Here is an 11,058-nt window from a genome sequence, read left to right on the forward strand (position 1 = left end):
GGCCGGTGAAGAACCGAATTGCCGTTCCATCTCCAGGACGGTTTTTTCCGTAATACGCCCTACAGTGCCTCTCCATCCCGCATGTATAGCCGCAACTACCTCATTCCGCCTGTCGAACAGAATGATCGGTACACAATCAGCGGTGGTGGCACACAAGAAAATGTCTTTCTCTCCCGTAATGGTCGCATCAACCCCGTACAGGGTCTCGATGGCATCGGCATAATCGAGGCTGAGGAAGTTCCTGTCTACCGTCAACACGTTGGTCCCATGCGTCTGGTGGGGAATGATGAACTGACTTATATCCATATAGAACATGCGGGCAAGTATTTCCCGGTTCTCACTTATATTCAATGGACTGTCGTCCGAGAAATTCCCCATATTAAAGGAAGAGAAGGAACCGTCGCTCACCCCACCCGCGCGGGTAGTAGTGAAATGAACAATATTCTTCTCCCTGTCGAACAGATCGAACAGAAGCAGATTGCTGTACTGGGGATGTGGTTTCATCTCTAAACGTTAAAAATCCTCCTCGGTGTAATTGTCGTCCTCCTCCGGCTCCTCTTCCTCCCCAAGCAAAGGGTCACCGCCGGGAAATTCTTCTTCCGGCTCAAATGTCAGCCCGGAGAGATCGAGCTTCCTGTGAACCAATGTATCGCGCGATGCCGATATCGGAACATAATCCTCCGAATTCAGTTCGCGCCACAGCATATCTTTCAGCGCCGGAATTCCATACCCCGTAATGGAAGAGATAAACAGGTAAGGAATATCAGGCAGGCCGAATGCCATCTCCTGCATCAGCTCCTCATCGAGCATATCCGCTTTCGATATGGCCAACAGATGTGTTTTATGCAGCAACTCGGGATTGTACTGGGTCAGTTCATTCAACAAAATATGGTACTCTTCCCGGATATCGTCCGCATCGGCAGGAATAACAAAGAGTAACAAAGAGTTACGCTCTATATGCCGGAGAAATCGCAGGCCAAGCCCTTTCCCCTCACTGGCACCCTCGATAATTCCGGGGATATCGGCCATCACAAACGACTTTCCGTCACGATATTCCACAATACCCAAATTGGGTTGGAGTGTGGTAAAGGGATAATTGGCGATCTTCGGTTTTGCGGCCGACACCACCGAAAGCAGGGTAGACTTCCCCGCATTCGGAAAACCAACCAATCCCACATCCGCCAACAGCTTCAACTCAAGGATTATCCACCGCTCTTCATACGGTTCGCCCGGCTGCGCATAGCGGGGTGTCTGATTCGTAGCCGACTTAAAATGAACATTGCCCTGGCCTCCACGGCCCCCCTTCAACAAGGTCACTTCCTGTCCGTCTTCCGTGATATCACACAAATACTCTCCGGTATGCGCGTCATAGGCGACAGTACCGCAAGGCACTTCAATCACCTTACTCTCGCCCTTTTTCCCGGAACGCTGGGACTTCGAGCCGCCTTCACCGTGTCCGGCAAAGATATGCCGCTGATACCGCAAATGGAGCAATGTCCAGTAATTACGATTGCCACGGAGTATAATATTTCCTCCGTCACCCCCGTCACCCCCGTCGGGCCCCCCCTTCGGGATATATTTTTCTCTTCTCAGATGGGCTGAACCGCGCCCTCCTTTCCCGGATCTACAGAAAATCTTTACGTAATCTACAAAATTTATTTCCGCCATTCTTACTTCACTAACGTGTCAATTTCTTTTTCGATGGAACGGAAGATCTCGTCGACAGAGCCAACCCCTTCAATCTTTTTTAATATTCCGCGTGCCCGGTAAAACTCTTTAAGGGGTGCAGTCTGTGTATGGTACACTTTCAGCCTCGATTCAATGGTTTCCCGGTTATCATCCTTCCTGCCCGAGATCTCACCCCGTTTCAGCAGGCGATCGATCAATTCCTTTTCGTCTACCTCCAGGTTGACAACGGCATGTACATCCTCGCCATGCTTCTGAAGCATCTTACCCAGTGCTTCCCCCTGAGCGAGCGTACGCGGAAATCCATCAAAAACAAATCCTTTAATATGCCCGTTTTTCCCGATCAAACCTTCCAATATATCAATCACCAGTTCATCCGGCACAAGTTCCCCTCTCGACATATAGGTATCTGCCAGCCTTCCCAGTTCTGTGCCCGCTTTGATCTCGTCACGCAGTATTTCTCCAGTGGAGAGGTGTTTGAGTCCGTACTTTTCAACCAGTTTCGCGCTTTGTGTTCCTTTTCCCGATCCGGGAGCTCCAAAAATCACTATATTCAACATAGCCCTCTTTCATTAAGTTGCAAAGATACGATTTTTTATCTTCTTACCGGTAGATGCTATCCCCTTTTCATCCTGGCTGTTCTTTCTGAAATTAATGAACGTTTTCGTTAAGCTAAATGAGATGCTAATGAACCAATCTCCTCATCATATGTTTATAGAAAGAAACGACTAACTTGTGAACATTAACACCCTCTACAATGAAAAAAGACGAATTCAAACAGAAAACGCACGATGTGGTGAATGAATTGGCCGACTACATCTCCAAACTGGAAGATAAAGCAGGCGAAATCGCAGATGAAGCGAAAGAAGAGTATCGCGAACGACTCGAGAATCTGAAGGAGATCAAAAATAACCTGTCTGCAAAACTGGACGAGTATGAACAAATCGCAGATTCCAAGTGGGATGTGGTGAAAGAGAGCGCAGGCAATTTTTTTGCCTCGGTAGCCGATTCATGGAAAGAGAATTTCGGCAGGGTGGCCGACGCATTCAAAAAAGAGAAAGCTGCGGACGATACCGATCCGGCCGTCTAACAAAAAAGAAACACAGACATACGCTGAATGTCAAAAGTAAAAAAATCCAGCACTGAACAAGCAGCGTTGGATTTTTTATTTTGAGGTACCTGGCGGATTCGAACCGCCGTCGACGGTTTTGCAGACCGGCGCCTAACCACTCGGCCAAGGTACCAATTGCCTTCAAAATAGGCTGCAAAGGTAGGATATTTTTTTGATTTATAAAAAGAATCCTTCGCTTTTTCTTTTTCTTCATCGCTCCTTTTTTATCAATTTATTTTTCACATTACCCCCGGGCTGTTTTTTCGGACAAAGTTCCCTGCAGTGACAATTAAATCAGGTTACGCGAGGGATTTTCTGCATTTCCCAAGACAACCTTTCCGGGCAATCCGTAGCCCTACGAGAACAAGAGCCGGAAAGCGTCGCTCACCTTTTTCACCTGCTGCACATCGATCTTCATCTTTTTATTGAATCCTTTCAGATTGTTGAAAGGGACAAGGATACGCGAAAAGCCCAGTTTTTCGGCCTCCTGAATGCGCTGCTCTATGCGGTGCACAGGTCGTATCTCGCCGGATAACCCCACCTCGCCGCAGAGACAGGTGTCGTTCTCGACCGTCATATCGAGACTGGACGAAAGCACGGCGCTGATGATCGCGAGATCCATACCGGGATCACTCACACGCAAGCCGCCGGCAATATTCAGGAAGACATCCTTTTGCGCCAGCTTGAACCCGGCCCGCTTTTCGAGGACGGCCAACAGCATGTTCATCCGCCGGATATCAAATCCGGTAGCGGAACGTTGGGGCGTACCGTACGCAGCGGTGCTTACCAACGCCTGCGTTTCGATCAGGAAAGGGCGGACGCCCTCAACGGCTGCGGCAATGGCTACGCCGCTCAGGCCGTCATGGTTCTGGGTGAGCAGGAGTTCCGACGGGTTACTCACCTCGCGCAATCCTGTCCGGTTCATTTCATAAATCGCCAACTCCGCAGTGCTGCCGAACCGGTTCTTTACGGCACGAAGGATACGGTACATATAGTGTTGGTCCCCTTCAAACTGCAACACGGCATCCACCATATGTTCCAGGATTTTGGGGCCCGCTATGCTCCCCTCCTTGGTGATATGGCCGATCAGCAACACCGGTGTACCCGACTGTTTGGCAAATTTAAGCAGCAGCGAAGCACATTCGCGCACCTGAGAAATGCTGCCGGGAGACGACTCCAATGCCTCATTGTATATGGTCTGTACGGAATCGATGATCAACAGTTGCGGAGCCACCTTCCTGACATGCTTAAAAATTTCATCGAGGTTGGTCTCACATACGATCAGACAGTCATCATTTTTTATACCGATCCGGTCGGCACGCAATTTTAACTGTCCTGCACTCTCTTCCCCCGAAACATAGAGAGACTTCACGCCACTGAGTTTCAGAATGGTTTGCAATACCAATGTCGATTTCCCGATGCCCGGTTCTCCACCGACCAGCACGACCGATGCCGGCACCAACCCTCCGCCCAGCACGCGGTTCAATTCCCCGTCGTTCATATCGATCCGCGGCAGTTCGTCGGCCTTGATTTCGCTCAGCGCCATTGGCTGGCTCTTCACCTCCCTGAAAGAACGGGTATCTTCCTGTTTCGCAGCAGCATCCTTACGTACCAGTTCCTCTACGAAGGTCGACCATTCACCGCAGGCAGGGCATTTCCCCATCCACTTGGGAGATTCATACCCGCAACTGGAGCAAAAATATACAGATTTCAGTTTCGCCATGTAGTCGTTGTTTAGAGAGGTAAAGATAGAGAAATTTCTTGTACTTTTGTATCGTATATAAATCGATCACAGATGTCAGTTATTCATACGTTCATTTCCAAATCGCTGAATATTCCTATCAGAAATGTAGAGAACAGTATCAAACTGCTGGAAGAAGGGGCCACCATCCCTTTTATCAGTCGCTACCGGAAGGAGGTGACAGGAGGATTGGATGAGGTGAAGATATCCAATATAAAAGAGTTGAATGAAAAGTACCTGGAACTCGAGAAACGAAAGGAGTATGTACTCAAGTCGATTTCGGAACAGGAGAAACTGACTCCGGAGCTCGAAAAACAGATCACCGGTTGCTGGGACAGCACAGAACTCGAAGATATCTACCTGCCCTATAAACCAAAACGGCAGACCCGTGCTGAAATTGCGCGCAAGAACGGACTGGAATCTCTCGCCGAATGGTTGATGACACAACAGAACGGCTCAGTAGAAACAAAAGCTGCGCAATATCTCAATGAGAATGTGCCCGATGCGGAATCAGCGCTGAAAGGGGCACGCGATATCATTGCCGAATGGGTGAACGAAGATGCCCATGCACGCCAGACAGTGCGAAATATATTTGCCCGCGATGCGGTGATCACCTCAAAAGTTATGAAAGGAAAAGAGGAAGAGGGGGAGAAATACAGGGACTATTTCGATTTTTCCGCACCCTTGTCACGTTGTCCGTCGCACCGCCTCTTAGCGATTCGCCGTGGTGAAGCAGAAGGATTTCTGCGGGTGTCCATTTCCCCTGATGATGAAAAATGCCTCGACAGGCTTGTGCCGCGCTATGCCAAAAATGATACCAAAGCGGCTGACCAGGTGGAAGATGCGGTGACCGACGGCTACAAACGTTTACTAAAACCTTCCATAGAAACTGAATTTGCCAACCTCTCCAAAGAGCAGGCCGACGAAGCGGCTATCGCCGTCTTCGCGGAAAACCTGCGCCAGTTGCTTCTGGCTCCCCCTTTGGGACAGAAACGCATCCTTGGTGTCGATCCCGGTTACCGCACCGGCTGCAAGTTAGTTTGCTTAGACGAACAGGGGAACCTGCTGCATAACGAGACCATCTACCCACATCCTCCGCAGAACGAATTTACCAAATCGGCAAGCAAAGTGGTGAAACTGGTCTCCACCTACCGCATCGATGCCATCGCTATCGGGAACGGTACGGCAAGCCGTGAAACGGAACGCTTTATTACCAACCTGCGGTATGAGAAAGAGGTGAAAGTGTTCGTTGTGAGCGAAAGCGGCGCATCGGTCTATTCCGCCTCGAAGACAGCCCGCGAAGAGTTCCCCGAATATGATGTAACGGTGCGCGGGGCCGTCTCCATCGGACGGAGGTTGAGCGATCCGCTTGCCGAACTGGTGAAGATCGATCCCAAGTCGATCGGTGTAGGCCAATACCAGCATGATGTGGACCAGACGAAACTGAAGCGCTCGCTCGACCAGACAGTGGAGAACTGCGTGAATCTCGTGGGAGTGAACCTCAATACGGCCAGCAAGCACCTGCTCACCTACGTATCGGGATTGGGCGAGGCACTGGCGCAGAATATCGTGAATTACCGCGCGGAGAACGGCCCGTTCCGTTCGCGCAAGGAACTGAAGAAAGTACCGCGTCTGGGCGAGAAAGCATTTGAACAATGCGCAGGATTCCTACGCATTCCCGATGCGGAAAACCCGCTGGATAATTCCGCCGTACATCCCGAAAGTTATGCAATTGCGGAACGGATGGCCAAAGACCTGCAATGCACAGTGAAAGAGCTGATCCGAAACAAACCTCTGATCGAGACTATCGACATTAACCGGTACAAAACGGAAACCGTGGGCGAAGAGACGCTTACGGATATATTGCAGGAACTGGAAAAACCGGGACGGGATCCGCGCACCAAGGTGCAGGTATTGGAATTTGACCCCGGTATCCGCACCATTAACGACCTGAAAGAGGGAATGACACTGCCGGGCATCGTTACCAACATCACCAATTTCGGCTGTTTCGTGGATGTGGGCATCAAGGAAAACGGGCTGGTACATATCTCGGAACTGGCCGACCGCTTCATCTCCAACCCCACCGAAGTGGTTTCCCTTCATCAACATGTAAAGGTCAGGGTGTTGTCAGTCGATTTGGAACGCAAACGGATCCAATTAAGCATGAAAAATGTGTAAAAGCAGGAAGGGGATTAGCTGGCTGGATTAATACAAATGCAAAAAGAGAATAGCATCACCTTGGTGACGTACCCTCTTTTTGCTGTAAAAAATATTTCATACGATTAAACTACTTATTTTCAAAGACATCGTATGGAACTTTTTCGTTAAACGAGTGCAGAGTAAATTTATTTACTTTGCCGAGTGCAGAAAAAGTCTAACTTTAGTGAACTCGCTTTACTCATCTTCTTGAGTGTAATGATGTTCATGCTCGTTTCAGACGGCAGTAACACAAGGATTCTGCCGACGAATTGATAATATCTTACTTGAGATTTTTATAGAGTGAAGAAGGAAAATATATCTGAAATCCTACATTCAAAGACAATCCGTTGGAACTACCCGATCCGAATGTCCCATTGTAAAGCAATAAACCTTCTACGGCCACATTCTCACTCAGGAAATAAGAATAACCCGGACCGAAATTCACATTAAAACCGACATCGGCACCTCTGGCACCCCCAATTCCTGCTCCTGCTTCCAAAAACCAACGACCTTGTCTCAGTAGCGTATCAAATTCTCTTTCTCCGAAATAATAACGACCGAACGCGTTCACATTGTACCCATACGCATCATCGCCCGGTTGAGCCGTATAGCTCAGACCCACCTTTCCACCAATGGCCACATTATCCTGAATAAAATAACCTACACGCGGGGTTAAGGTAATATTGAAAACGTTGTCATCTCCCAATCCCAGTTTCAGATCTCCGATGCCACCGCCTACCAGCGTACTGCCTTTCTGAAGTTGAGCACTAGCAATACCTATAGAGCAGGCAAAAATCAATACAGTACTAAACAAAATTTTTTTCATTTCTTGAAGTTTTAGTGATTCTACATAAATGTTATTTACTTCTGAGGCGTTTCAATTCGGCCGCAGTTTCTATTACAACAACCTCTTTTTCATTTTGTTTACAGTACTTTTCAAAAATCCAATATCAATTGTGGTTCAATAAGCCGAAAACTCTTCCGGTGGTGGGGCGTAATACCATACTGACTGATCGCCTCACGATGCGCTTTGGTAGGGTATCCTTTATTGCGGTGCCAGTCGTATGCGGGATGTGCTTTATGGAGTTGCTGCATATATTCATCACGGTATGTCTTTGCAAGGATCGAAGCGGCAGCAATAGAACGGTATTTCGCATCTCCCTTGATCACACAGGTATGGAATATGTTGCCGAAAGGACGGAAACGGTTACCATCCACCAGAATATGTTCAGGAGGTATAGCCAGATGAGCTAAAGCGCGATGCATCGCCTTTACGGAAGCCCATAAGATATTGATCTCGTCGATCTCTGCCGGAGAGCAGGCTTCCACAGCATAACACAGCGCTTTTTTTTCGATGATTATCCGTAATTTAGCCCGTTCTTTCTCCGAAAGCTGTTTAGAGTCATTCAATCCGTCGCAATGAAAATTATGAGGCAGAATCACCGCCGCAGCAAAAACAGGTCCTGCCAGGCAACCACGCCCGGCTTCATCACATCCCGCCTCCAAACGGCCCGGTTCCATGCAGATCATCAAAGGATCGAATTTAGCTTTACTCCTCTTCATAACTATAATTCAAGATTCAAGATTCAAAATTCAGAATTTTCTATTGAAAAGGAATTACCACCCGGTTATCTTCCGGCGGAAAATCGAACGCGAATGAATCCTGATCGGCCTCGCTGCCCATCAGGTCGGCAAAAATGCGGATCGCCATCTTCAGGGCCATATCCGGTTTCTCATCGCCCCGCACATGTATCAGGTTCAGCTTCACGATCACATCGGTGAGTGCATCGAGCGTCTCCTCCGGCATGGGTATATCCAACCCGTCTAACCGGTTCCTTGCCACCCGCCGGGTGATAGCCTCCAATTTATCCCGGTATACGGCTGCCAGATCAGCATTTCCGGGAATAGCGGCGACAAAGCGGGTATCGATCGAAAGCCCGGTATCATTCAACTCCATGATCCTGTAGGCAAAAGGGTATTGCGCCAACGAAGCGGTTTCCACATCATAAAGAATGTTCCCGGCAGAAGAGGTATGCATAGTGATATCATTGGCGTGAAAATGTCCCGTAAAGACTACTTTTAATCCCGTATCGGCAAGGAGGCCGGCATTCTTCTCCCACTCATCGATCAGATATTGGGGAAAGAAAGCCGCCTGATAGGGCATATGCTCCACCAGACCGTGATGCATCATCCCCAATACTGTAATTCCTTTTTCTTTCGCTTCGTACAGGATATCAAGTGCCCAGTCCATTGTTTCCGGAAGGATGCGTCCCCCGGTAACAGAGGTTGTTGTGTGCTCCTCATACCGGTTGGTATCGAAACAGAGGAGCCAGACACCCTCATTGATCTCCGCGAGATAACTCAATGAAGCCTTATCCCTTTTCAACGCATCTGAATAACCGAACGGAGCGTACAGTTCCACAAATTCCTCTTTTGAAACAGTTTCGGCCGGAGTAGCCTGATTGCCCCGGTAAGCTTTCGCGTCGGGGATATTGATATCGTGATTTCCGGGAATCACGAGAATACGGGTTCCCCGGCTTTGCAACAGTCGGAGTTTCTCAATAAAACCAAGGTGGCTTTGTTTCTCCCCGTGATTGGTGATATCTCCCGTCACCAGCAGCAGATCAGGCGCTTCCTCCTTTAAATCATCCAGTACCGCATCCAGCACCGCATGCAAATCGGTTATATTTCTGCCGGTCGCCTTCTCGTACGCAAAAAGAGATTCTCCTTCGGCAGCAAGCAGAGTGTCGAGAAAATGAATGTCGGTGATCACGGCGATCTTTACCGCTCCGGGGGCTCCCGAAGAGGCACATCCGGTAAAGAGGGTGAATAAGAGAATAAAGACAGCCCCTATATCATGAATTAAGCAAACTTTCGATCTCATCGATGTCGGACCGGAATCCTTTGTCCACTTCATAGTAATCCTTAACCGTATTGCAGGCATGAAGTACGGTGGCATGGTTACGGTTACCCACCTGTACACCTATTTGCGAAAGAGACAGTTCAGTATGTTTCTTGATAAAATACATGGTCACCTGCCGTGCCTGTACTATTTCACGTTTACGGGATACAGACTGGATGAGCTCCTTCTTGACATGATAGAAGTCCGATACTGTATCCTGTATCTTCTGCACAGTGATACGCTTCTTTTCAAATTTAATGCTTTGTTCCACTACTCTCCGGGCCAGCGACAGATCGATTTCTCGATTGTTGATGATGGAATGCGCCATAAGGGAGACTACGATCCCTTCCAGATCACGTACGTTCTCGGTGACGTTCTCGGCGATAAACTCGATCACGTTCCCGGGGATGGTAAGTCCATCGGAGAGCACCTTATTCTGAAGGATCTTTTTGCGAAGCTCCTTATCGGGACGTTCCAGTTTGGTGGTAAGTCCCCAGCGAAAACGGGTAAGCAGCCGTTCTTCCACACCTTGCATATTCATGGGCGGGCAATCGGAAGTCATGACCAGTTGCTTATTATTCTGATGCAGGTGATTAAAAATGTGGAAAAAAGTGTTCTGCGTTTTCTCCAATCCCGACAATTCATGAATATCATCGATCAGTAAGACATCAATATTCTGGTAGAAATTGATGAAGTCATTGATGGTGTTGAACCGGCGGGCATCGGTGTATTGCACTTTGAACAGATGGGCAGATAGATAGAGCACTTTCTTATCAGGGTAGAGGTCCTTCACCCTCGATCCGATAGCATGACAGAGGTGCGTCTTCCCGACACCGGAGTTCCCGTGTACAAACAACGGATTGAACGCCGTCTTTGCCGGATTCATGGCAACTGCTTCAGCGGCCGTGCGCGCAAGCCGGTTGCTTTCGCCTTCAAAAAAATTGAGAAAAGTATATTTGGAGTTGATCTGGGAGTCGAATTCGGATGTCTCCACCCTGTCGAAAGGGCTGGGTACTTTCGTAGAAATCTTGCCGGCCGTGTTCCTGTCGGCTCCCGCATAAGACTTGCTCTCCCCGCGAAGTTCAACCGCCGTATTACTCTCAGTCTCTACCAGAATACGATAATTGAGGATAGTACCCTCTCCTATTTCCCGATAAAGTGTATGCTGAATGAGATCGAGGTATTTATCTTCCAGATATTCGTAAAAAAACTGACTGGGAACCTGTACGGTAAACACATGATCCTGGTACTTTAGCGGAACAATGGGTAAAAACCACGTATTGAACGCCGGTTCGGGGATATTGTCCCGAATAACATTCAAACAATTATTCCATAAAAGTCGGCACTCCTTATTCATTGGTGATCTTTTTCTTCGCAAACGGATTACAAATTTTCAAAAAAAAAACGAGATAAAAAAAT

Annotated in this window: 10 protein-coding genes and 1 tRNA gene; 2 read left to right on the forward strand and 9 right to left on the reverse strand. The window is 48.4% G+C overall.

The window, feature by feature from the left end; all coding sequences use genetic code 11:
• The 3 genes from Q0502_RS02470 to Q0502_RS02480 all read right to left on the reverse strand — a co-directional run.
• Window positions 1-504: polyphenol oxidase family protein (locus Q0502_RS02470; protein ID WP_298646719.1), on the reverse strand; the 504-nt coding region annotated here is incomplete at its 3' end.
• Window positions 505-513: 9 nt separating this feature from the next.
• Entirely contained in the window at window positions 514-1,668 is a 1,155-nt protein-coding gene (gene obgE, locus Q0502_RS02475) for a GTPase ObgE (RefSeq protein ID WP_298646722.1), read from the reverse strand.
• 2 nt (window positions 1,669-1,670) lie between these two features.
• Window positions 1,671-2,246 carry an adenylate kinase gene (locus tag Q0502_RS02480; protein ID WP_298646725.1) on the reverse strand — a complete coding sequence of 192 codons (576 nt, stop codon included), beginning with the start codon at window positions 2,244-2,246 and terminating at the stop codon, window positions 1,671-1,673.
• Window positions 2,247-2,443: 197 nt separating this feature from the next.
• Between Q0502_RS02480 and Q0502_RS02485 the strand changes: the two genes are divergently transcribed.
• Complete coding sequence (locus tag Q0502_RS02485) at window positions 2,444-2,776, forward strand: hypothetical protein (RefSeq protein WP_298646728.1); 333 nt, start codon at window positions 2,444-2,446, stop codon at window positions 2,774-2,776.
• An 83-nt stretch (window positions 2,777-2,859) separates the two neighbouring features.
• Here the strand turns inward: Q0502_RS02485 and Q0502_RS02490 are convergent.
• Together Q0502_RS02490 and radA are read right to left on the reverse strand one after the other, a co-directional pair.
• A tRNA-Cys gene (locus Q0502_RS02490) sits at window positions 2,860-2,930 on the reverse strand.
• A gap of 222 nt (window positions 2,931-3,152) precedes the next feature.
• A complete protein-coding gene (gene radA, locus Q0502_RS02495; RefSeq protein WP_298646731.1) occupies window positions 3,153-4,520 on the reverse strand; it encodes a DNA repair protein RadA in 1,368 nt (455 codons plus the stop codon).
• Window positions 4,521-4,592: 72 nt separating this feature from the next.
• Here radA and Q0502_RS02500 point away from each other — a divergent pair, with 72 nt between their 5' ends.
• Entirely contained in the window at window positions 4,593-6,716 is a 2,124-nt protein-coding gene (locus Q0502_RS02500; protein ID WP_298646734.1) for a Tex family protein, read from the forward strand.
• Window positions 6,717-7,017: 301 nt separating this feature from the next.
• On the opposite strand, the gene Q0502_RS02505 is transcribed toward Q0502_RS02500, so the two are convergent.
• From Q0502_RS02505 to dnaA, 4 genes are all read right to left on the reverse strand, one after another.
• On the reverse strand, window positions 7,018-7,563 hold the full coding sequence (locus tag Q0502_RS02505; protein WP_298646737.1) for a hypothetical protein: 546 nt from the start codon (window positions 7,561-7,563) through the stop codon (window positions 7,018-7,020).
• A gap of 110 nt (window positions 7,564-7,673) precedes the next feature.
• Window positions 7,674-8,300: a ribonuclease HII gene (locus Q0502_RS02510; protein ID WP_298646740.1), complete on the reverse strand. Its 627-nt coding sequence runs from the start codon at window positions 8,298-8,300 to the stop codon at window positions 7,674-7,676.
• Window positions 8,301-8,340: 40 nt separating this feature from the next.
• On the reverse strand, window positions 8,341-9,621 hold the full coding sequence (locus Q0502_RS02515) for a metallophosphoesterase (protein ID WP_298646743.1): 1,281 nt from the start codon (window positions 9,619-9,621) through the stop codon (window positions 8,341-8,343).
• Entirely contained in the window at window positions 9,593-10,996 is a 1,404-nt protein-coding gene (gene dnaA, locus Q0502_RS02520; RefSeq protein WP_298646744.1) for a chromosomal replication initiator protein DnaA, read from the reverse strand. The genes Q0502_RS02515 and dnaA overlap by 29 nt, the downstream gene beginning before the upstream one ends.
• Window positions 10,997-11,058 lie beyond the last annotated feature (62 nt).

Source organism: uncultured Proteiniphilum sp. (genome assembly GCF_937873925.1).
Taxonomy (GTDB): Bacteria; Bacteroidota; Bacteroidia; order Bacteroidales; family Dysgonomonadaceae; genus Proteiniphilum.